Here is a 20,746-nt window from a genome sequence, read left to right as displayed (position 1 = left end):
TCACCGGTGGCTCACCGGTAGCGCACCGGCAGGTGCTTGACGCCGTTGATCCACGACGAGCGGAACCGCTCGGGCGGGCCCAGCGCGCACAGGCCGGGCATCCGGTCGGCGATCGCGTTGAAGATCAGGTCGATCTCCAGCCGGGCCAGGTTGGCGCCCAGGCAGTAGTGCGCCCCGGTTCCGCCGAACCCCAGGTGCGGGTTGGGGTCGCGGCCGATGTCGAAGGCGAACGGGTCGGTGAACACCTCCTCGTCGAAGTTGGCCGAGCTGTAGTAGAGCCCCACGCGCCGCCCCTTCTCCACCGGGACGCCGCCGATCTCGGTGTCCTCGGTGGCGGTGCGCTGGAAGGCGATGACGGGGGTGGCCCACCGCACGACCTCGTCGGCGGCGGTGGAGGGCCGCTCGCCGCGGAACCGCTCCCACTGCCCGGGGTGGTCCAGGAAGGCGAGCATGCCGTGGGTGATGGCGTTGCGGGTGGTCTCGTTCCCGGCCACGGCCAGCAGGATGACGAAGAAGCCGAACTCGTCGTCGGTCAGCCCGCGCCCGTCGACGTCGGCGTTGACGAGTGCGGAGACGATGTCCTCCCGGGGCGCCTCGCGCCGGTCGGCGGCCAGCGCCATGGCGTATTCGAGGATCTGCGCCGAGGCGACCGCCGGGTCGACGGTGTACTCCGGCTCGTCGTAGCCGAGCATCTCGTTGGACCAGGCGAACAGCCGCCCCCGGTCCTGCTGGGGCACCCCGATGAGGTCGGCGATCGCCTGCAGGGGCAGCTCCATGGCGACGTCGGTGACGAAGTCGCCGCCGCCCTTGTCCGCCGCGCGCGCGACGATGCGGTCGGCGCGCTCGGCGAGGGCCTCGGACATGCGCCCGATCGCGCGCGGGGTGAAGCCCCGCTGGACGATCTTGCGGAGCTTGGTGTGGTCGGGCGGGTCGATGTTGATGAGCAGGTGCTTGCGCTGGACGTCCATGGCGTCGGCGTCGATGCCCTGGAAGTAGCGGACCACGGCGGTGTTGGCGTGGGTGGAGTAGAGCCGGGAGTCGACCGAGGCGGTGCGCACGTCCTCGTGGCGGGTGAGGATCCACAGCCCGCCGTCGTCGAAGCCGTGGCCGGGCGGCTGGGGGTTCCAGTACACGGGGCGGGTGCGGCGCAGCTCGGCGAACTCGGCGTGGGGGACGCGCTCGGCGATCAGGTCGGGGTCGGTGAAGTCGAAGCCGTCGGGGACGGGGCGCGGGCTCGGTGCGGTCATGGCGGTGCGTCCTTCCTCGGCTGGAAAGGTGCGGGACCGCGGCCTTCGGCGGCCGCCGCGCGCGCCCAGCGGTAGTCGGCCTTGCCGCTGGGCGAGCGCTGCACCCGCGGGACGATCCGGTACAGGCGCGGCGCCTTGTACCCGGCCAGGCGGGCGCGGACGTGGGCGTCCAGGTGCTCGGGGGCGGGGGGCGGCGCCCCGTCGGGGGCGGCGACGACGGCGGCCACGCGCTCGCCGTAGCGGGGGTCGGGCACGCCCACGACGACCGCGTCGCCGACGCCGGGGGCGCCTTTGAGGACCGCCTCGACCTCCTCGGGGTAGACCTTCTCCCCGCCGGTGTTGACGCAGACCGATCCGCGGCCGTGCAGGACCACGGTGCCGTCGGCCTCGACCGTGGCCATGTCCCCGGTGAGGGTGTGGCGGACCCCGTCCACCTCGACGAACACGGCGGCGGTCTTGTCCGGGTCGTTGAAGTAGCCCAGCGGGACGCGCCCGGCGCGCGCCACCGTGCCCACCTCGCCCGACCCCGGGGCCACGGGGCGCAGTCCGGCGCCGAGCACGGTGATGCGGTCGTCCTCGAACCGGTAGCGCAGCCCGGTCTCGGGGACGGACCCGGCCACGCCCCAGGCGACCAGGCCGGTCTCGGTGGAGCCGTAGTTGTCCATGACCGTGCGGCCGGGAAGGGCCCGCTCCAGGCGCTCGCGCACGGAGCCGGACAGGATCGCCCCTGTGGAGCTGACCACCAGCAGCGACGACAGGTCGTACGCACCGCGCTCGATCTCCTCGGCCAGGGGCGCGGCCATGGCGTCGCCGACGATGTTCATGGTCAGCACCCGCTCGCGCTCGACCGCGCGCAGCACCTCGGCGGCGTCGAAGGAGGGGACGAGCACGAGGGTGCCCCCGGCCCAGAAGGTGATGAACGCGGCGAGCTGGGCGGCGCCGTGCATGAGCGGGGCGGCGGGCAGCATGACCACGCCCTCGGTGGCGGCGGCCCGGTCCACCGCCTGCCCGGGCGAGGCGGCGGGCTCCCCGCCGGGGTCGCCTCCGCCGTGCCCGGCGAAGAACAGGTCCTCCTGGCGCCACATGACGCCCTTGGGCATGCCGGTGGTGCCGCCGGTGTAGATGATGTAGAGGTCGTCGCCGGAGCGGGCGGGAAGCGGCGGGCCGTCGGGGGCGGCGGCCAGCGCCTCCTCGTACCCGTCGGGCACCCGGACGGTGCAGCGCAGCGAGGGGGCCGCGGAGGCGGCGCCGGCGACCCGGGCGTCGAAGACGGCGTCGTGCACCAGGGCGGCGGGGTCGGCGTCGGCGAGCAGGGAGCGCAGCTCGCCGGAGACGTAGCGGTAGTTGACGTTGACCGGGACCGCACGGATCTTCAGCGCCGCCAGCAGCGCCTCGACGTAGTGCGGCCCGTTGTACAGGTACTGGGCGACCCGGTCGCCGGGGCGCACCCCGGCGGCGGCCAGGTGGCGGGCCAGGCGGGTCGCGCGCGCGTCCAGCTCGGCGTAGGTGCGGCGATCGTCTCCGCAGGCCAGGGCGGTTCGGTCGGGGACGCGGGCGGCGACGCCCTCGAAGAGGTCGGCCAGGTTGAACTCCATCAGGGGCGCTCCGATCCGACGATCCACATGGCGAAGAACTGGGACCCGGCGCCGTAGGCGTGGCCGAGGGCGGTGCGCGCCCCCTCCACCTGGTGGTCTCCGGCGCGCCCGCGCACCTGCTGGGCGGCCTCGGCGAAGCGGATCATCCCGGAGGCGCCGACGGGGTTGGTGGACAGCACGCCCCCGGAGGGGTTCCAGGGGGTGTCGCCGTCCAGCGCGGTGGCGCCCCCGTCGGTCAGCCGCCACCCCTGCCCCGGCTCCGCGAAGCCGAGATTCTCCAGCCACATCGGCTCGTACCAGCTGAACGGGACGTACACCTCCGCGGCGTCGATGCCGCGGCGGGGGTCGTCCACCCCGGCCTGGGCGTAGACGGCGGCGGCGCAGTCGCGCCCGGCCCGGGGGTCGACCGCGTCGCGCCCGGCGAAGGCGATGGGCTCGCTGCGCACGGCGGCGCCGCGGATCCAGGCGGGTGGGCCGGGGGCGGTCCGCGCCTCCTCTTCGGCGGCGAGCACGATGGCGCAGGCCCCGTCGGAGGAGGGGCAGGTCTCCAGGTAGCGCAGCGGCTCCCAGAGCATGGGGCTGGCGGCGACCGCCTCCGCGGTGATGCCGGGCATGCGCAGGTGGGCGTAGGGGTTGAGCAGGGCGTTGCGGCGGTCCTTGGCGGCGACGGCCCACCCCACGTGCCCGGGCGCCTTCGCCCGCTCGATGTAGGCGCGGATGAAGGGGGCGAAGTAGCCCCCGGCGCCCACGACGAGGGAGGCGGAGAAGGGCTGGCCGACGGTGAGCGCCCAGGTGGCGTTGGACTCGGACTGCTTCTCCCAGGCCACGGCGAGGACCCGGCGGAAGGCGCCGGAGCGCACGTGGTCCGCGGCGACGATGGCGGTGGACCCGCCCACCGAACCGGCGGTGTGCACGCGCAGCAGCGGCTTGCCGCGGGCGCCCAGGGCGTCGGCGAGGAACAGGTCGGGCATGGCCACGCCCTCGAACAGGTCGGGGGCCTTGCCCAGCACGACCGCGTCGATGTCGGCGAAGCCGAGCCCGGCGTCCTCCAGGGCGCGCAGGGCGGCCTCGCGCACCAGGCCGGGGATGGACACGTCCGTGCGCCTGCTGCGGTGGTGGGTCTGGCCGACGCCGACCACCGCTGCCGCTCGGCTCATCGTGGGCCTCCTTCCGGAGCGGCCTCCAGGACCGCGACGAGGTTGTGCTGCAGGCAGGGGCCCTGGGCGGCGTGGGCGGCGGCCCGGTCGGCGGTGCCGTCGGCGACGCGGCGCGCGGCCTCACCGATGCGGACCAGGCCGGTGGCCATGACGGGGTCGGCCGCCAGGGGGCCGCCGGAGGGGTTGACCTCGGTTTCCGGGCCCAGGCCGAGGGCGGCGCGCAGCAGGGCCTCCTCGTGGAGGTGGCGGGCGTGGAGTTCGGCGACGTGGACGGGGCCCTTGTCGACGCCCGCGGCGGCGGCCGCCTGCTCGGCGGAGGCGCACCGGGCCAGGTCGCGGCAGGCAGGGCTGTGCATGTCGATGCGGTGTTCGAGACCGGTGATCCAGGCAGGGCGCACGCCGCGCGCGCGGGCGATGCGGGAGGCGGCGGGCTCGGTGGCCAGGAGGACCGCGGCCGCGCCGTCCGCAGGCGGGGCGCCTGCGGCACCGGCCGCCTCCTCGGTGCACACCCCGGCGTCGACGGCCGCGCGCGCTTGGAGGGCGGCGAGGTCGTCGGCGTCGACGCCCAGCGGGGCGAGGTAATAGGGGTCGAGGGTGCGGGCGAGGATGTCGGGCAGCGACCCCTGGGTGGGTTTGCCGAAGCCGTAGGCGAGGGCGATGCCGCTCCCCTCCTCCGCGCCGAGCAGGTGCAGCCACGCCTCGTAGAGCGCCCAGGCGGCGTCCATCTCCACGTGGCTCTCGCTGATGGGCGGCCAGGCGCCCAGGGAGTCGAGGGCCCCGACGAAGGAGAAGGGGGCCCCGGCGAGGTAGTCGAAGCTGCCCGAGCAGGTGAAGCCGATGTCGGAGCGGTCGATCCCGGCCTGGCCGAGGACGGCGGTGACGGCGCGGTGGACCAGGGCGGGTTCGGCGGCGGCGGTGCCGCCCGGGTGCACGTCGGCGGCGTAGGCGACGACGGCGACGTGGGCCGGGTTCGCGGCGCTCATCGGCCCTCCGCCTCCCCCGCCTGCTCTTCGGCGCCTTCCTCCGGCACGAACCAGCGGATGCTCGGGCGGGCGCGGCTGCGCTCCCCGGGCGGGAGCCATTCGGCGCGCACGCGCATGCCCGGCCGGACCCGCCCCGGGTCGACGCCGCTGACCAGCGCCAGCAGGTCGACGTCGGCGCCGTCCAGGCGGACGTATCCGGTGACGAAGGGGACCTGCGGGGCGCGGGGGTCGGGCACGTGGTTGACCGAGAAGGTGGTGAGGGTGCCGGTGGGCGGCAGCTCCACGTCCCCGGTGACGGGGGTGCCGTCGGCGGGGTCGACGTCGCGCGGGGGCACGTACACCGCCCCGCTGCGGGCGCGGGACCCGAGGATGCGCCCTTCGGTCTGGGCCTCCAGGTAGCGGGTGAGGGCGGCGTCGGCGCGGACGGTGTAGTCGAGGCGGCCGGTGTCGCGGACCCCGGTCACCTCGGGGCGCAGGCAGGCGATGTCGGTGATGGCGCCGGTGCGCTCGGCCTCGGGGCGCAGGCGGGGGCGGACGCGCAGCCCGGCCCGCAGGGACCGGGGCGGGTCGGTCCCTGCGCCCTCCCCCATGTCGAGCGCGTGGAGCAGGGCGGTGTCGGCGCCGTCGAGGAGCACGGTCGCCCAGGCGAAGGGGCGGTCGAAGGGGTGGGCGGGGCGGGGGTCGGCCACCCAGCACCTGGCCTGGACGGTGCCGGCGGGGCCGACCTCGGGGAAGTCGCCGGTGACCGGGGAGCCGTCGCGGGGGTCGTACTCGGTGGGCGGGAACAGCACCCGGCCGGACGCGGCGCGGACCCCGACCAGGCGGCCGTCGCGCAGCTCGGTGAGGAAGCGGCCGATGACGGGGCCGGTGCTGCGGGTGTAGCCGCCGGGGAAGGCGACGGTGTGCGCCCCGACGAGGGGTCCGGGCCCCGGGGGGTCAGTCGGCATTCTTCTCACGGCCCTCCCAGTAGGGGTCGCGGAGGCGGCGCTTGGGCAGCTTCCCGTTGGGCTCGCGGGGCATCTGCGCGATGAAGTCGATGGTGCGGGGGTGCTTCATGCGGGCCAGGCGGCCCAGCAGGCGGGCGCGGATGCGCTCGGCCAGCTCCGGTCCGGGCTCGGAGCCGGGGGCGGGCTCGACGACGGCCTTGACCTGCTCGCCCCAGTCGTCGTCGGGCACGCCGAACACCGCGGCGTCCATCACCTCGGGGTGGGTGAGCAGCTCCTTCTCGATCTCGGCGGGGTAGATGTTGGCGCCGCCGGAGATGATCACCTCGGAGGTGCGGTCGCTCAGGTAGAGGTGGCCGTCCTCGTCAAGGCGGCCGATGTCGCCGAGGGTGAAGAACCCGTCGAGGCGGGCCTCGTCGGTCTTGCGGCGGTCGCCCTTGTACTCGAAGTCGGGGCCGAGCATGCGCATGTAGACGGTGCCGGTCCCGCCCGGCGGGAGGGTGCGGCCGTCGTCGCCGACGATGCGCAGCTCGGTGATGGGCCAGGGGCGGCCGACCGAGCCGGGGTGGGCGTGCCGGTCCTCGGGGCGCTGCACGGTGCCGCCGCCCTCGGTGGCGGCGTAGTACTCGTAGATGCACTCCCCCCACCAGGCGAACATGGCCGCGCGCACCTCCTCGGGGCAGGGGGCGGCGCCGTGCACGAGCCAGCGCATCGAGGAGGTGTCGTAGCGGGAGCGCACCTCCTCGGGCAGGTGGAGCAGGCGCTTGAAGTGGGTGGGGACCATGTGCGTGCCGGTGACGCGGTGGCGCTCGACCAGGCGGAGGAACTCCTCGGCGTCCCACCCGTCCATGTAGACGACGGTGTGGCCCATGTGCAGGGCGGTGGTGCTGAACTGGGTGACGGCGGTGTGGTAGGTCGGCGCGGTGACCAGGTGGGCGTTGCCGGGGCCGGGTTCGATGCCGAAGAACCCGAACAGGGCGGTGCCCAGCTCGGCCGCGTCGTCCGGGTCCAGGCCGCTGAGGGCGCGGCGCACGCCTTTGGGGCGGCCGGTGGTGCCCGACGTGTAGTGCATGGTCTGCCCGGCGGTGCGGTCCTCGGGCATGCGGTCGGGGTGGCCGCCGGTGAAGGTGTCGAAGGGGACGAAGCCGAGGACGCCGCCGAATCCGATGCGCGCCTCCTTGGGGAGGCGGGCCGCGTCGGCGCCGTGGAGGCCCGCCTCGGCGAACCGCTCGTGGACGAAGAGGGCCCTGGCGCCGCTGTCGGCGGTGATGTAGCCGATCTCGGGGCCGGTGAGGTGCCAGTTCACGGGGGTGAAGTAGAGGCCGGCCTGGAGCGCGGCCAGGTAGAGGGTGAGGCCGTCCGACCCGTTGGGGGTCAGGCCGCAGATGCCGTCGCCGGTGCGCAGTCCCAGCGCGCGCAGGGCGTGGACGAGGCGGTTCGCGCGGGCCAGGAGGGCTCCGGCGGTGTGCTCGGTCCCGTCGGGGTCGACGCAGGCGAGGCGGTCGGGGTGGGCGCGGGCGGTCCTCCAGAAGCCGAGGGGGGCGGTGTCCGACATGGAGACCTCCGTCACACGGAAGCGGACTCCCCGAAAAGTAGAGCACGTTCTTCTTTTTGTGACTAGGCCGTGTCCAACAGCGTTTTTCCGATCTAGAATCAGTTCTCACCTAGGCCCCGAGAACACCGTTAACGCACGCGTCGGCGCGCCCGGCGGACGGGAGGCCCCCATGAAGGACCGGCCAGCGGAGGACACGCCCCTGCCCCTCTCCACCCCCCACTGCGCGGTGCGCCGGGAGGGGCCCATCGTCACCGTGGAGATGAACCGCCCGGAGGCGCGCAACGCGCTGTCGACGGACATGCTCGTGGGGCTGGCGGACGCCTTCGCCTACATCGCGGCCGAGCCGGGGGTGCGGGTCGGGGTGCTCACCGGCGCGGGAGGGGTGTTCTGCGCCGGGGCGGACCTGAAGGGGATGGGGCGGCCGTCGGAGGATCCGCGCGTGAACGCGCGGGCGGCCGAGATCGAGGACTTCCACTGGAAGGGGCTGCTGCGGCAGGACCGGCCGCCCAAGCCGCTGGTGTCGGCGGTCGAGGGCCCGGCGGTGGCGGGCGGGACCGAGCTGGTGGTCGGCACGGACGTGCGCGTCGCCGGGGAGGGGGCGGTGCTGGGCCTGTACGAGGCCAGGCGCGGCCTGTTCCCGATGGGAGGGTGCGCGATCCGGGTGCCGAGGCAGATCCCGTACGCGCACGCGATGGAGATGCTGCTGACCGGCCGGTCGTACACGGCGCGGGAGGCGGCGGACATCGGCCTGGTGACGCGGGTCGTCCCGGACGGGTCGGCACTGGAGGAGGCGATGCGGGTGGCGCACGAGATCGCCGCGTGCGGCCCGCTGGCCGTCCAGGCGATCCTGCGCGTCCACCGCGAGACCGAGGGCATGCCGGAGGAGGAGGCGCTCAAGGTCAGCGACGCGGTCGGCTGGGAGGTGATGGCGTCCGAGGACGCCGAGGAGGGCGCCCGAGCCTTCGCGGAGAAGCGCGAGCCGAGGTTCACGGGAGGGTAGGGCCGGTTGGCCGAGTCCGGCCCCGACGGAACGCCTTGAGGCGCGGCCGGTTCCAAGCGACCATGTCCGACTCTCACGACGGCCCCACCCAGGGCCCGGTCAAAGAGGCCGCCATCGTGGCGTTCCTCTACACCCCGATCGCGACCGTGGCCACGGTGCTCGGCACCGTGCCCCTCCTTATCACCGTGACCAGCGTCGACCCCACGGCCGTATCGCTCACACTGAGGGCCCTGGCGCCCGGGGCCGTCGTGATGTGGATCGCGGGGGCCAGACTCAGGGAGCGCCGTGTGGAGCACCCTTACATCGTCGGCGGACTGGTAGGGCTCGTATCGGCGTGTGTCGCTCCCGCCGGCCTCCTGTTGCTTTGGAGGCCGCTGGACGAGATTTGGGCGCTGCCCATCGTGCTGTCGTCGGCCCCGGCGGTGTTCATCGCGATGCTCGTGGGGGCAGGCTTCCGCGACACCGAGTACCGCCGCTACGCCGCCTGGGCGACGGTCATCGCGATGGCCTTCGTGGCGCACGGCGGACTGCGCCACGCCGAGGCACAGGAGGAGCAGGAGGAGGCGGCGGCCGACCTGGCCGGGTACTCCAGCGTCGCGGTGCTCGACGCGCCGGGCTGGAGGTTCACCCACGCCTACGGGAAGAGCGGCTTCACCGAGCTCGTCTACCGCGACTGGTTCGGCCGGACGGTGCTCCTGGGCACCACGCCGCCCGCCCCCGACCCGGAATCCTCCGGGCCCACGGCGGCCGGCCTCCTCTCCTGCGGCCCGGGGGAAGAGCTGACCACGGTCAGCGTTGAGGAGTGCGCGCGGCGGGACGGCGCCATCGTCACGAGCATGGACCCCGCCTATCTGGACAGCGAAGAGCCCGACCACAGGCTCCAGTGGCCGCACGGGTGGAGGGAGGCCCGCCTGGAGTTCCCCGGCGAGCGCGCCGCCCGCCTGAGGACCGACTCATGGGGCGTGGACCTGGTCGAGCTGTCGCACTCCATCGAGGAACGCGAGATCGACGACCCCGAGGACCTGATCGACGAGGCGTCCTGCCTACTGAACTGCCAGAACTGGAGGGACTACAGCGGCTGACGGGAGTGACGCCCGCGTGTCCACAGAATCCTGCATTCCGTCCGTTCCACCTTGATGTGACGCGCACCATACACGGCCCCCGAAACACGAAATTCTGTGAACATTCACCGAACACCCTCCTGCCGTGTCGCGAGAAAAAGTTTCCCAAAAAGAGATTGCGGCACCGTGGGCCACGGCGCCACTACGCGAAGTGACACTTCGCACCCACGAAGGGAAGCGCCTCCATTCTTTCCGCCGCCTTCACACCTATTGACCGGATGCGGACGCGACGGTTTATGCGTGTGCTCCACATCACAAGAGCGCCGAAACGTCCAATGGCCACTCCACAGAGGAACCGCAGCCCCCGCACCGATTATCACCACCCGCGATAGGGGGCCCACTCTTCGTCATCACGAAGGCGTCCGGCGACCGCGCAGGTCAGCAGCGCCTTCCAGGGGCGGCGACCGCAACCGGACGGCCCCGCATACCTGTTGACCTTCCCGGCGACGCCGCCATACTTGAAACATCCCCGCCCTTCCACGAGGCGGATCACGACGGATAGTTTGTATGTACGCGTACTAACGAACTTCCGTGACGACGCTCTTTTCAAGGTGAATGCACATGTCCCGGAGAAACACCTTCGCCCACTTGTTCACCCGCGATCTCCCCCCGGACCGGAAGGAATGGCGGGACCGCGTCCGCGCACTCGCCCCGCTCCTCCAAGAGAACAGGGACGCGGCCGAGTCCGACCGCGCCACCCCCGAAGAGACCTTTCGCGCCCTCGCCGAATCCGGGCTCACCCGCCTGTGGGTCTCGACCGCGTTCGGCGGATCGGCCGCCTCCATCCCGGCCGGTTCCACCGCCATTCGCGAGCTCGCCCGCATCGACGCCTCGATCGCCTGGCAGATCGGCGTCCAGGGGGCGATCGGCCGACTGTCGGACTACCTGCCCGTGCCCACCGCCCGCAAGCTGTTCCTCGACTCCGACGGGTTCGTGGTCGGGGCCGTGAACCCCGCCGGGCGCGCCGAGAAGGCCGACGGAGGCTACATCCTGTCCGGGACCTGGGGGTTCGCCAGCGGATCGGCGCACGCCGATTGGATCGTGTGCGCCGCCTTCGTCACCGAGGACGGGGACCGCCGCACCGTCGGCGGCGCCCCCGAGGTCCGCATGCTGTTCATCCCCAAGGAACAGGCCCACTTCTCCGACACCTGGCACACGCTGGGGCTCCGGGGGACCGGCAGCAACGACTTCAGCGTCGACGGGGTCTTCGTGCCCGACGACTTCACCGTCGCCGGGGCCGATCTCAACCGCCCGCCCGCGCCCACCCGCGCCTATCCCATCGGCTACTACGACTTCGGCCCGTTCACCTCGGCCTCCACCGCACTCGGTATCGGCCGGGACGCGCTGGACACGCTGCGCTCCGTGGTCGCCGGGAAGATCCCGGCGGCCGGGTCCCGGGGCCTGGCCGACAGCCCGGTGCTCCAGGAGCGGCTGGCCCGGCTGGAGATGCGCCTGCACGCCGCGGGCGTCGTCCTCGACGACGCCGCGCGCTGCGCCGAGGAGTCCGGTGAGACCGGGGGCGACCGGCTCAGCGCCCTGATCCGGCTCAGCGCCGTGAACGCGGCCGAGGCCGCCGTGGAGACGGTGAACCAGGCCTACGTGCTGGCCGGGACGGGCTCGCTCTACACCTCCAGCCGCCTGGAGCGCTGCCTGCGGGACGTCCATTCGGCCACCAAGCACATCACGCTGTCCCCCACCCACTACGAAACGGTCGGCGGCTTCCTCCTCGGCGGCGACCTGGTCATGCGCCGGTGAGACCGGCCCCGCCCCGCACTCCCCCGCACCGCACCACCGCATCCGAGAAAGGACGACGATGACGGCGACCACCGTGCACACGACGACGATGAAGGCCCTTCAGCTCCTCGGCCCCCGCAAGACGGTCATGGCGGAGATCCCCAAGCCGGTCACCCCGGACGACGGGCTGCTGATGAAGACCCGGTGCGTCTCCATCTGCTCCACCGACATCTCCATGTTCGAGGGGAACCTCTTCCCCTCCGAATACCCGGTGATCCTGGGGCACGAGTACCTGGGGGAGGTCGTCGACATCGGTCCCGGCTTCGTCCCTCCGGCCGACGGCCTGGAGGTCGGCGACCGGGTCGTGTACTGGGGCCAGACCGACTTCGGCGGGTTCGCCGAGTACCGGACGGTGCGCCCGATCTTCGCCGGCCAGGTGAAGGAGGACGTCTTCTGGGCCGACCGGAACTTCCACGACGACCGGCGGGCCGCGGCCGTCAAGGTCCCCCCGGAGCTGGCCGACACCCACGCCTCCTTCATCGAGCCGGCCACCGGGGCGCTGCGGGCGATCCTGACCCACCCGCCGCAGATCGGCGACCGGGTGCTGGTCCTGGGCACCGGCCCGATCGGCGTCATCGCCGGGAGCATCATCAAGCGGCTCTTCGCCCCGCACTCGGTGGCCTCGGTCGACTCCAGCCCCGACCGCAACGATTTCGCGCGGCGGCAGTTCTCCGACGCGTCGTACCTGCCGGACCGGTTCGTCTCCGACGTCGAGGAGAACACCTTCGACTACGTCTTCGACGCCCTTCCGCCCATCAAGGGGGACGAGGAGCGCGACCCCCGCCGCATGGCGATGCGGCGCCTGAAGCCCCGCGGGAAGTACGTCCTCTACGGCGCCTCCCAGGAGATGCAGAAGTTCGACACCTGGCTCATGCTGGCCAAGGGCATCACGGTCGGCTCCGCCCCCTTCGACGTGACGAGCTTCCCGATGTACAAGTCCGCCGGCGTCATCGCCGCGGCCATGCACATGCTCACCTCCGGCGTCATCGACGCGCCGGCGCTGCTCTCCCGTGTCATTCCCTTCGGCGACCACGACCGCCTCGTCTCGGTCCTGGAGAACTACCGGGGCACCACCGACATGAAGACCGTCATCGACTTCCGCGACTGATCCGCGCCGCCCCCGCGCGGCGGCTCAACGCCGAGCACCGACCTCCGGGTGGGGAGGCAGGCGCCTCCCCGCTCCCTAGGGAATCCGAGGCAGCGAGCAATGGAACCCATCGTCGAACCGAGCGACACCGCCGAGCCGGTCATCGTCGCCAACCGGCTCCCCGTCACCGCGGTCGGCACCGGCGACGGCACGGTCCGCTGGAAGCGCAGTCCCGGCGGCCTCGTCAGCGCCCTGTCCAGCCGCGGGGGCTCCGGGCGCACCACCTGGGTGGGATGGGCGGGAACCCCCTCCCAGGGCGCGGCGCCCGCCCCGCCCGCGCCCGACCGGGACGGGCCCACGCTGGTCCCCGTCCCGATCAGCGCCGACGAGTACGCCACCTACTACGAAGGGCTCTCCAACGGGGCCCTCTGGCCCCTGTACCACGACGCCGTCGTGCCGCCGGTGGTCGACGCCGCTCACTGGGACGGCTACACGCGCGTGAACGAGCGGTTCGCGCGGGCGGCGGCGGACGCGGCGCCGCCCGGCGGGACCGTCTGGGTGCACGACTACCACCTGCAGCTCGTTCCGGGAATGCTCCGGAGGCTGCGGCCGGACACCCGCATCGGCTTCTTCCTGCACATCCCCTTCCCCGGCAAGGACCTGATGCGCAGGCTCCCTTGGGCCGGGGCGATCCTGGACGGCCTCCTGGGGGCCGACCTCATCGGGTTCCAGACCGCAGAGCACGCCGACGGCTTCGCGTCCTGCCTGGCGGAACTGGGGACCGGGCCGCCCGGGCCGCCGCGCTCCGCGGCGCTCCGGTACGGCCTGCGCCGGGACGGGCGGGACGTGGACGTCGGCGTGTTCCCCATCTCCATCGACCCGGCCGAGTACGACGGGCTCGCCTCGCGCCCCCGGACCCGGGCGCGGGCGCGCGAGATACGCGAGCGGACCGGCCGTCCGCACCACCTGCTCCTGGGCGTCGACCGCCTGGACTACACCAAGGGCATCGAGGCCCGCCTGGAGGCGCTGCGGCGGCTCTTGGAGCAGGGGCGGCTCCGCCCCGGCGAGGTCGCCATGGTGCAGGTCGCCACGCCCACCCGGTCCGGAATGCGGGAGTACGCGCGGACCCGGCGCCGGGTCGAGGAGGCGGTGTCCCGGATCAACGGGGAGTACGGGTCGGTCGGAGCGCCGGTCGTCCACTACCTCTACGACACTCTCGACCGTGAGCGGCTCGCCTCCCTCTACCGCGCCGCCGACGTGCTGGTGGCCACCCCCTACCGGGACGGGATGAACCTCGTCTGCAAGGAGTACGTCGCCAGCCGGGGCGACCTCGGCGGAGCGCTGGTGCTGAGCCGGTTCGCCGGGGCCGCGGCGGAACTGGCCGAGGCCCACCTGGTCAACCCCTTCGACCCGGCCGACATCGCGCAGGCGCTGGTCCGCGCCGTCGAACAGTCCCCCGAGGAGTCCGCCCGCCGCATGGCGGCCATGCGCGCGCACCTCGCCGAGAACGACGTCCACGCGTGGGCGCACCTGTTCCTGTCCGCCCTCACCGCCGCACCGGTCACCACCCCTTGACGCATTGGGAGCGCCACAGATGCCCATCCCCGTCCTTCCCGGCACCACCCCGACCAAGGCGGTCATCCCCGCAGCGGGATACGGGACCCGCCTGCTCCCCGTCACCAAGGCCGTCCCCAAGGAGCTGCTCCCGATCGTCGACAGGCCGGCCCTCCAGTACGTGGTGGAGGAGGCCGTCGCGTCCGGGCTCCCCGACGTCCTGGTCGTCACCGGGCGCAACAAGTCCGCCCTGGAGGACTACTTCGACCACGCGCCGGAGCTGGACGGCGCCGCCGGGGCGTCCGCGGCGGCACGGCTGGCCGGGCTCGGTGAACTGCGCGAGGAGGTGGGACTGCACTTCGTGCGCCAGGGGCGGATGCTCGGACTCGGGCACGCCGTCCTCCAGGCGCGCATGCACGTCGGGGACGAGCCGTTCGCCGTGCTCCTCCCCGACGACCTGCTCTCCGACGACGACCCGCTCCTGGAGCGCATGCTCCGGGTGCGCGAGGAGCACGGCGGGTCGGTGGTCGCGCTGATGGAGGTCCCGCGCGAGCGGATTCCGCTGTACGGGTGCGCCGCGGTCGACGGCGCCCCCGAGGGGGGCACCGTCCGCGTGGCCGACCTCGTGGAGAAGCCGTCGGCGGACGAGGCGCCGAGCACCCTGGCGGTCGTGGGCCGCTACGTGCTCTCCCCGCGGGTCTTCGCGGCGCTGGAGAAGATCGGCCCGGGACTGGGCGGCGAGGTCCAGCTGACCGACGCGCTGCGGACCATGGCCGCCGATCCCGGCACCTGGGGGCCGGTCCACGGCGTGCTCATGCGGGGCGAGCGCTACGACACCGGCGACCGTGCCGAATACCTCAGGACCGTGGTCCGCCTGGCCGCACGCCACGGCGAACTCGGTCCGGACTTCACCGCGTGGCTGCGCGACTTCGTCTCCGACGCGGCGCGTTGACCGCACCGACCACCCGATCCTGCGGAGTTAGACAATGGCGATCTCTGGCACCGACTACACCGACGCCATGGCGCGGGTCCCCTCCCCGGTCTCCGTCGTGACCACCCGGGACGCCTCCGGGCGCCGCTGGGGGTTCACCAGCAGCTCGTTCTGCTCGCTGTCGAAGTCCCCTCCGCTGGTCCTGGTGTGCCTGGACCGCTCGGCGAGCACGCACGAGGCCTTCGTGTCCGCGTCGCACTTCATGGTGAACCTGCTCGCGCACGACCAGGCCGATGTGGCCCGGACGTTCGCCACCTCGGGCGTCGACCGCTTCGCCGCGGGCGACATGGTCGCCTGCGAACTGGGGCTTCCCGGCCTCTCCGACGCCGCGGTGCGCCTGGCGTGCTCGATGCGGCAGGTTCTCGGCGGGGGAGACCACAGCATCCTGGTCGGCCACGTCGAAGAGGCCCATCTGGACGACGCGCGCCCGCTGACCTACTGGAACCGGAACTTCACCCATGTGGCCGCCCCCCGGTCCGCGGTCGGGTCCGGGTGAGCGCACCCGCGCCCGTCCGGGTGGCCCTGCTCGGCACCGCCCACGTGCACGCGCGCGACCATGCGCGGCGTGTGGCCGCCGACCCCCGGGCGGGCCTGGCCGGGGTGCTGCCCTCGGCCGGGGCTCCCCTCCCCTGCCCGGACCCGGCGGACCCGACCGTCCGGGTCCGCCGGGCCGGGTCCGCCGAGGAGGCGCTCTCCGGCGCCGACGCGGCGATCATCGCGTCCCGGACCGATGAGCACACCGCCCTGCTCCCGGCCGCGCTCGGCGCCGGGGTGCCCGTCCTGTGCGAGAAGCCGCTGGCGGCCGACGCGGCCGGGGCGGAGGCGCTGCACGCGGCGGCCGCCGCGGCCGAGGCGCGCGTGTCCATGGCGATGTTCCTGCGGAGCGCCCCGGTCATGCGGAGGGTGCGCGCCCTGCTCGCCGCAGGCGCGATCGGGGCGCCGACGGCGGTACGCGCCTACTTCGCGCATCCGGGCCTGCTCGACGGGGTGTTCTCCGGCGGCGCCGCCTGGATGCTCACCGAGCGCCACGGCGGCGGCAGCGGGTTCGCCGACCTGGCTCTGCACCTGGTCGACCTGCTGCTCTGGTTGGACCCGCGCCGGAAGCAGGGGGTCCGGTCGGCCCGCATGGCCCACCGCGGGGGCGCGGACACCGACTCCGGCGGCGTCGCCCTGCTGGATTGGGGCGGGGTCCCGGCCCTGCTCCGGGCGGACTGGACGTCGCGCCCGGGAGGGCTCGGGCTGAGCATCCGCGGCGAGAAGGGGGCCCTGCGGGTCAGAGGCGGTGTGCTGCGGGTGGACGCGCCCGGCGGGGCGGATGTCGAGCACCACCGCGCCCCGGCGGCCGAGGACGCCTCCGCGCACTTCATCGGCTCCCTGGCGGACCCCGCCGCGGGGCCGGGCGGCGGCGCGGCGACGACCGCCGACGCGGTCGTGTGCGCGCGGGTCCTGGACGCGGTCAGGCGGGCCGCGGAGGTGCCGGGGGCGCCGGGGGCGCCGCTCAGGCGAGGGCGGCCCCGGAGCCGCCGTCCACCATCGCACCGGTGAGGACGGAGTCCAGCAGGCCGGGGTAGCGGATGTCGAGGTCCTCCCGCCGCAGCGAGAGCAGGTTCTCCCGCCCGGACGGGCGCTGCCAGATGACGCCGGCGTCGCGCAGGACCCGCCAGTGGTGGGTCATCGTCGACTTGGACACGCCGTCGAGGATGCTGCCGCAGGTGTGCTCCCGGCCGTCGGCCAGGACGCGGACCACGGCGAGCCTCATCGGGTTGCCCAGCGCCGACATCACGTTGTCGATGCGGATCTGGTCGCGCTCGGGGTGCTGCGGAATCACAGTCTGACTATACCGCGACAATCCGACCTTCGACAGCCCCCGTGACCGCGCCGAACACCCGGAACGGCGGGCCGGGCGGCCCTCCGCGGGGGCGGCGCACGGGTTGACGGAACGATCCGACCGTACGTAAATTTGCGAACAGTCGCACCGAGTGGTGCGCGTTCACCCCCTCGACCTGGAGAGCGACCGACCCATGTCATCCGCATCGACCCGTGCCACGGGAACCGGGGCGCGCCTGGGATGGAGCCTGGCGCTCCTGGCCACGGCGCAGCTCATCTTCTCGCTGGACATCAACATCGTGTTCGTGGCCCTCCCGGAGATCGGCGCCGACCTGGGCTTCCCCGGGCAGACCCAGCAGCTCGTGGTCAGCTCCTACGTCGTGTTCGCCGGCGGCTTCCTCCTGCTCGGCGGGCGCATGGCCGACATGCTGGGGCGCCGCCGCGTCTTCGTCGCCGCCCTGGCGACCTACGCGGTCTCCTCCCTGGCCGGGGGCCTGGCCTGGTCCCCCGAGGTCATCGTGGCCGCCCGCGCCCTCCAGGGCATCGGCGGCGCCCTCCTCCTCCCCTCGACCCTGTCGCTGGTCAACACCCTCTTCGAGGAGGGCCCCAAGCGGAACCGCGCCCTGGCGATCTGGGGCGGCGCGGGCGCCAGCGGCCTGACCGTGGGCGCCCTGCTGGGCGGGGTGCTGACCGAGCTGTTCGGCTGGCCCGCGGTCTTCCTCGTCAACGTGCCCCTGGCCGGGGGCGTGGCCCTGGCCGCGCTCGCGGTCATCCCCGCCGACGGCGCCCGCACCCGCGGCCGCCGCTTCGACCTGCCCGGCGCGATCACCGCCACCGTCGGGGCGACCCTGGTCGTCTTCGGCCTGGTCCAGGGCACCGAGGTCGGCTGGAGCGACCTGCTGGTGGTCGGCTCGCTGGCCGTCGGCGCCGTCTTCCTCGCCCTGTTCGCCCTCACCGAGGCCCGCAGCAAGGACCCGCTGATGCCGTTCCGCCTCTTCAAGGGGCGCAACCTCACCGTGGGCGCCTCGGTCACCTTCATCTACATGGGCACCTTCGGCGCGCTGCCCTACTTCCTGACCGTCCTGCTGAACACGGTGCACGGGTTCAGCGCCCTGCAGACCGGGCTCGGGTTCCTCGTCCCGTCGCTGGCCATCATGACCGGCACGCAGCTCGGCGAGCGGCTCACCAACCGGATGGGCACCCGCGGCACCCTCCTCCTCGGGTTCGGGATCGGGGTCGTGGGAACCGCGCTGCTGGCCGTCGGGTTCGACGCCGAGGCCACCTACGCGATGGCCCTGCCGGGGCTGATCGTCTCGGGCGTGGGACAGGGCATCGTCTGGACGGCGATGTGGATCGCCGCGGCCACCGGCGTGGCCCCCGAGGAGCAGGGCGTGGCCAACGGCGTGGCGACCACGACGCTGAACATCGGCAACGCGATCGGGATGGCGCTGCTGATCGGCGTGTCCAGCGCCGGCGCGGCCGGCCTGGAGGGGCAGGCGGAGCTCACGGCGCTCGCCGACGGCGGGTTCGTCGCCGTCCTGCTGGCGGCGGCGGGCATGTTCGCCGGGCTGCTCATCACGCTCGCCCTGCCGCGCAACGCACCGACCGCCCCCTCGGTGGAGGGGCCGGCCGCCCCCGACCCGTCGGAGCAGGCCCACGCGACGACGGGCTGACCGGCCCTGACGCCCCCGTCCCGCGCCGTGCCCCCGCGCGGGACGGGCCTTCGTCTATCCCTGCAGGTCCAGGATCTGCGAAGGGTTCCAGTAGTCCCGCCACTCGGCGATCCGGCCGTCGACGACGCGCAGCACCCACAGGTAGCGGACGGTGAACCGGCGGCCGGTGGGGGCCGCCACACCTTCGGCGTCGTATTCGGCGACGACCACCTGCGGGTCCGCCGCGGGATTCACCGCGACCGGGTGGAACGCGTGGAACTCCAGGGGGACGTGGGCCAGCGTCGAGGAGAAGTACTCCCGGATCCGTTCACGCCCCTCGATGCGGCGGGGAGCGCCGGGAGGGGCGAAGGGGAGTTCGTGCACCGCGTCCTCGGTGTAGAGGTCGGCGAGTGCGTCGAGGTCCTTGTCGCGCAGGAGCGGCAGCATGCGCTCCAGGACGTCCAGGGGGCCGCCGCCGTGCGCGGGGTCCGTCATGTCGGCTCCTCGGTGAGGGGGTCGCCGTTGCCGGGTCCGATGATGGACCACCGCATCCGTGAGCGCCATCCCCGGGAGCCGGGACCCGGGGCCGGGACAGCGGCGTCCCGGCCCCGGCCCGGCGGGCGTCAGCCCGCGGGGACGTCGTCGACGACCACGTCGAAGTCGACGTTCGTGCCCTCGACCGCGGTCGCGGTGACGGTCACGCCCAAGGTCTGGCCGTCCGCGGTGAGCTCGCAGCGGATGGAGGCCCCGACCTCGGCCGGGAGGTCCTCGGGACAGGTGAGGGAGTCGGGCGTCTGGCCGACGGTCTCCGCCAGGGTGTCGGATGCCTGCCGGGCGACCTCGTCCGCGGGGACGGCGCCCGCGTCGCCGCCCGCCTCGGGGGACTCGGCGCCGCCGCCGCTCTCCTGCCCGCCCTCCTGCTCGGCGTCCGGGCTGCCGACCGGCTCCATGTCCCCGACGCTGGCGTTGAACGAGCAGCCCGCGGAGAGGAGCAGCGCCAGCGCTCCCAGACCGCTCGCCGCCGCCGCACGCCTGCTTCCGGTTCCTCCCATGGCCGTTCTCCCTGCTGTGTTCCGTGGATGGGGTATACCGTCTGCGACGCCGGGGGCCGGCCGCGGGTTCCCTGGCCGATGTCACGATTGCGCTGCGTACGGTGTTGCGCGTGACGCACGGGAGGCCGCCGGGGGCGTGAGGGGCGCTACCGCCCCCCCGGCCCTCCGCTCCCGGGAGGCGAGGAAGGCGCGGCGGTAGGCGAGCGGCGCGACCCCCACGTGCCGGGTGAAGTGGCGGCGCAGGTTCGCCGCGCTGCCCAGACCGCTCGCCTCCGCCACCTGCTCGACGGGCAGCCCGGTGGTCTCCAGCAGGAGCTGGGCGTGGCGGACGCGCTCGCGCAGCAGCCAGCGCAGCGGCGGCATGCCCAGGGCGTCCTCGAACCGGCGGGCCAGCGTGCGCCTGCTGAGGTTGGCCCGGCGGGCGAGGTCGTCGAGGGTGAGCGGCTCGGCGATCCGGGAGCGCGCCCACTCCAGGAGCGGGGCCAACCGGGTGTCGTCGCGGGCGAGCGCGGGCGCCTCCACGTACTGCGCCTGCCCGCCCTCCCGGTGGGGCGGGGTGACCAGGCGGCGGGCGAGGGCGTTGGCGACCGCGGTGCCGTGGTCGGCGCGCACCAGCTCCAGGCAGAGGTCGATCCCGGCGGCGGTCCCGGCGGAGGTGTAGACGCCGCCGTCCTCGACGTAGAGCACCGCGGGGTCGACCCGCACCTTGGGGTGGGCGGCGGCCAGCTCGGCGGCGTGCATCCAGTGGGTGGTCGCGGTGCGGCCGTCCAGCAGCCCGGCGGCGGCGAGCACGAAGGCGCCGGTGCAGATGGAGGCGATCCTGGCCCCGGCGTCGTAGGCGGCGCGCACGGCCTCGACCAGTTCGCGGGGCGCCCGGTCCACCTCGGTGCAGTTCGGGACCAGCACGGTGTCGGCCTCGACGAGGGCGTCGAGGGGGTGGGCCTCCCGCAGGGCCAGGCCGTGCGCGAGCGCGGTGTCGGGGCGGGCGGCGCAGATCCGCATCTCGTACCAGGGATCGGCGAGGTCGGGCCGGTCGATGCCGAAGACCTCGCACGCGACGGAGACCTCGAAGACCGGTGCCTCCTCAATGACAGCGAGGGCGACGCGGTGGGCGGCAAGATCCGTGCGCATATCGGCAAGCTTGCCACTGGCCGGGCTCCGGCGGAACCCCGAGGCTGGTTCCTGCC

19 protein-coding genes are annotated in these 20,746 nt (G+C 73.9%); 9 read left to right on the top strand and 10 right to left on the bottom strand.

Translation table 11 applies throughout. The features are described 5' to 3' along the window. Positions 1-11 precede the first annotated feature (11 nt). The 6 genes from O4U47_RS24270 to O4U47_RS24245 are packed head-to-tail and all read right to left on the bottom strand — an operon-like array spanning position 12 to position 7,481. A complete protein-coding gene (locus tag O4U47_RS24270) occupies positions 12-1,247 on the bottom strand; it encodes a cytochrome P450 (protein WP_270680276.1) in 1,236 nt (411 codons plus the stop codon). Then, positions 1,244-2,842: an AMP-binding protein gene (locus O4U47_RS24265; protein WP_270680275.1), complete on the bottom strand. Its 1,599-nt coding sequence runs from the start codon at positions 2,840-2,842 to the stop codon at positions 1,244-1,246. The genes O4U47_RS24270 and O4U47_RS24265 overlap by 4 nt, the downstream gene beginning before the upstream one ends. Further along, positions 2,842-3,999 carry a thiolase domain-containing protein gene (locus O4U47_RS24260; protein ID WP_270680274.1) on the bottom strand — a complete coding sequence of 386 codons (1,158 nt, stop codon included), beginning with the start codon at positions 3,997-3,999 and terminating at the stop codon, positions 2,842-2,844. Before O4U47_RS24260 ends, O4U47_RS24265 begins: the two co-directional genes overlap by 1 nt. Continuing rightward, positions 3,996-4,982, bottom strand: coding sequence for a lipid-transfer protein (locus tag O4U47_RS24255; protein ID WP_270680273.1), 987 nt, complete (start codon positions 4,980-4,982; stop codon positions 3,996-3,998). The genes O4U47_RS24260 and O4U47_RS24255 overlap by 4 nt, the downstream gene beginning before the upstream one ends. Further along, positions 4,979-5,929 (bottom strand): Zn-ribbon domain-containing OB-fold protein, encoded by a 951-nt coding sequence (locus O4U47_RS24250; RefSeq protein ID WP_270680272.1) that lies wholly within the window; start codon positions 5,927-5,929, stop codon positions 4,979-4,981. Before O4U47_RS24250 ends, O4U47_RS24255 begins: the two co-directional genes overlap by 4 nt. Continuing rightward, positions 5,919-7,481: an acyl-CoA synthetase gene (locus tag O4U47_RS24245; RefSeq protein WP_270680271.1), complete on the bottom strand. Its 1,563-nt coding sequence runs from the start codon at positions 7,479-7,481 to the stop codon at positions 5,919-5,921. The genes O4U47_RS24250 and O4U47_RS24245 overlap by 11 nt, the downstream gene beginning before the upstream one ends. A 169-nt stretch (positions 7,482-7,650) precedes the next feature. Here O4U47_RS24245 and O4U47_RS24240 point away from each other — a divergent pair, with 169 nt between their 5' ends. From O4U47_RS24240 to O4U47_RS24205, 8 genes are all read left to right on the top strand, one after another. Continuing rightward, entirely contained in the window at positions 7,651-8,481 is an 831-nt protein-coding gene (locus O4U47_RS24240; RefSeq protein WP_270680270.1) for a crotonase/enoyl-CoA hydratase family protein, read from the top strand. A 62-nt stretch (positions 8,482-8,543) separates the two neighbouring features. After that, positions 8,544-9,563, top strand: coding sequence for a hypothetical protein (locus O4U47_RS24235; RefSeq protein ID WP_270680269.1), 1,020 nt, complete (start codon positions 8,544-8,546; stop codon positions 9,561-9,563). Positions 9,564-10,163: 600 nt separating this feature from the next. After that, positions 10,164-11,357 (top strand): acyl-CoA dehydrogenase family protein, encoded by a 1,194-nt coding sequence (locus tag O4U47_RS24230; RefSeq protein WP_270680268.1) that lies wholly within the window; start codon positions 10,164-10,166, stop codon positions 11,355-11,357. Positions 11,358-11,415: 58 nt separating this feature from the next. After that, complete coding sequence (locus O4U47_RS24225; protein WP_270680267.1) at positions 11,416-12,504, top strand: zinc-dependent alcohol dehydrogenase; 1,089 nt, start codon at positions 11,416-11,418, stop codon at positions 12,502-12,504. Positions 12,505-12,603: 99 nt separating this feature from the next. Then, positions 12,604-14,058, top strand: coding sequence for an alpha,alpha-trehalose-phosphate synthase (UDP-forming) (locus O4U47_RS24220; RefSeq protein WP_270680266.1), 1,455 nt, complete (start codon positions 12,604-12,606; stop codon positions 14,056-14,058). Positions 14,059-14,077: 19 nt separating this feature from the next. Beyond that, on the top strand, positions 14,078-14,989 hold the full coding sequence (locus O4U47_RS24215) for a UTP--glucose-1-phosphate uridylyltransferase (protein WP_270680265.1): 912 nt from the start codon (positions 14,078-14,080) through the stop codon (positions 14,987-14,989). A 34-nt stretch (positions 14,990-15,023) separates the two neighbouring features. Then, the gene (locus O4U47_RS24210; protein ID WP_270680264.1) at positions 15,024-15,524 is read left to right on the top strand and encodes a flavin reductase family protein; all 501 of its coding nucleotides are present in this window, start codon (positions 15,024-15,026) and stop codon (positions 15,522-15,524) included. After that, the gene (locus tag O4U47_RS24205) at positions 15,521-16,573 is read left to right on the top strand and encodes a Gfo/Idh/MocA family protein (RefSeq protein ID WP_270680263.1); all 1,053 of its coding nucleotides are present in this window, start codon (positions 15,521-15,523) and stop codon (positions 16,571-16,573) included. The genes O4U47_RS24210 and O4U47_RS24205 overlap by 4 nt, the downstream gene beginning before the upstream one ends. On the opposite strand, the gene O4U47_RS24200 is transcribed toward O4U47_RS24205, so the two are convergent. Beyond that, complete coding sequence (locus tag O4U47_RS24200; RefSeq protein ID WP_270680262.1) at positions 16,527-16,856, bottom strand: ArsR/SmtB family transcription factor; 330 nt, start codon at positions 16,854-16,856, stop codon at positions 16,527-16,529. The genes O4U47_RS24205 and O4U47_RS24200 overlap by 47 nt on opposite strands. A gap of 193 nt (positions 16,857-17,049) precedes the next feature. Between O4U47_RS24200 and O4U47_RS24195 the strand changes: the two genes are divergently transcribed. Then, on the top strand, positions 17,050-18,528 hold the full coding sequence (locus tag O4U47_RS24195) for an MFS transporter (protein WP_270680261.1): 1,479 nt from the start codon (positions 17,050-17,052) through the stop codon (positions 18,526-18,528). A gap of 54 nt (positions 18,529-18,582) precedes the next feature. Here O4U47_RS24195 and O4U47_RS24190 read toward each other — a convergent pair whose 3' ends face one another. From O4U47_RS24190 to O4U47_RS24180, 3 genes are all read right to left on the bottom strand, one after another. Then, on the bottom strand, positions 18,583-19,002 hold the full coding sequence (locus tag O4U47_RS24190) for a nuclear transport factor 2 family protein (protein WP_270680260.1): 420 nt from the start codon (positions 19,000-19,002) through the stop codon (positions 18,583-18,585). Positions 19,003-19,130: 128 nt separating this feature from the next. Continuing rightward, positions 19,131-19,559, bottom strand: a complete 429-nt coding sequence (locus O4U47_RS24185; protein WP_270680259.1) for a DUF4333 domain-containing protein — start codon at positions 19,557-19,559, stop codon at positions 19,131-19,133. An 81-nt stretch (positions 19,560-19,640) separates the two neighbouring features. Then, on the bottom strand, positions 19,641-20,690 hold the full coding sequence (locus O4U47_RS24180) for a helix-turn-helix domain-containing protein (protein WP_270680258.1): 1,050 nt from the start codon (positions 20,688-20,690) through the stop codon (positions 19,641-19,643). Positions 20,691-20,746: the final 56 nt, after the last annotated feature.

It is taken from the genome of Nocardiopsis suaedae (assembly GCF_027706745.1).
GTDB classification, from domain to species: Bacteria; Actinomycetota; Actinomycetes; order Streptosporangiales; family Streptosporangiaceae; genus Nocardiopsis_A; species Nocardiopsis_A suaedae.
Note: the sequence above shows the minus strand (reverse complement) of the source record. Positions and strands in the feature narration are given on the sequence as shown.

Excerpts from the sequence above, each read along its gene's own strand:
- O4U47_RS24270 (WP_270680276.1), bottom strand. The coding sequence starts at position 1,247 with ATGACCGCACCGAGCCCGCGCCCCGTCCCCGACGGCTTCGACTTCACC.
- O4U47_RS24265 (WP_270680275.1), bottom strand. The coding sequence starts at position 2,842 with ATGGAGTTCAACCTGGCCGACCTCTTCGAGGGCGTCGCCGCCCGCGTC.
- O4U47_RS24260 (WP_270680274.1), bottom strand. The coding sequence starts at position 3,999 with ATGAGCCGAGCGGCAGCGGTGGTCGGCGTCGGCCAGACCCACCACCGC.
- O4U47_RS24255 (WP_270680273.1), bottom strand. The coding sequence starts at position 4,982 with ATGAGCGCCGCGAACCCGGCCCACGTCGCCGTCGTCGCCTACGCCGCC.
- O4U47_RS24250 (WP_270680272.1), bottom strand. The coding sequence starts at position 5,929 with ATGCCGACTGACCCCCCGGGGCCCGGACCCCTCGTCGGGGCGCACACC.
- O4U47_RS24245 (WP_270680271.1), bottom strand. The coding sequence starts at position 7,481 with ATGTCGGACACCGCCCCCCTCGGCTTCTGGAGGACCGCCCGCGCCCAC.
- O4U47_RS24240 (WP_270680270.1), top strand. The coding sequence starts at position 7,651 with ATGAAGGACCGGCCAGCGGAGGACACGCCCCTGCCCCTCTCCACCCCC.
- O4U47_RS24235 (WP_270680269.1), top strand. The coding sequence starts at position 8,544 with ATGTCCGACTCTCACGACGGCCCCACCCAGGGCCCGGTCAAAGAGGCC.
- O4U47_RS24230 (WP_270680268.1), top strand. The coding sequence starts at position 10,164 with ATGTCCCGGAGAAACACCTTCGCCCACTTGTTCACCCGCGATCTCCCC.
- O4U47_RS24225 (WP_270680267.1), top strand. The coding sequence starts at position 11,416 with ATGACGGCGACCACCGTGCACACGACGACGATGAAGGCCCTTCAGCTC.
- O4U47_RS24220 (WP_270680266.1), top strand. The coding sequence starts at position 12,604 with ATGGAACCCATCGTCGAACCGAGCGACACCGCCGAGCCGGTCATCGTC.
- O4U47_RS24215 (WP_270680265.1), top strand. The coding sequence starts at position 14,078 with ATGCCCATCCCCGTCCTTCCCGGCACCACCCCGACCAAGGCGGTCATC.
- O4U47_RS24210 (WP_270680264.1), top strand. The coding sequence starts at position 15,024 with ATGGCGATCTCTGGCACCGACTACACCGACGCCATGGCGCGGGTCCCC.
- O4U47_RS24195 (WP_270680261.1), top strand. The coding sequence starts at position 17,050 with ATGTCATCCGCATCGACCCGTGCCACGGGAACCGGGGCGCGCCTGGGA.
- O4U47_RS24190 (WP_270680260.1), bottom strand. The coding sequence starts at position 19,002 with ATGACGGACCCCGCGCACGGCGGCGGCCCCCTGGACGTCCTGGAGCGC.
- O4U47_RS24185 (WP_270680259.1), bottom strand. The coding sequence starts at position 19,559 with ATGGGAGGAACCGGAAGCAGGCGTGCGGCGGCGGCGAGCGGTCTGGGA.
- O4U47_RS24180 (WP_270680258.1), bottom strand. The coding sequence starts at position 20,690 with ATGCGCACGGATCTTGCCGCCCACCGCGTCGCCCTCGCTGTCATTGAG.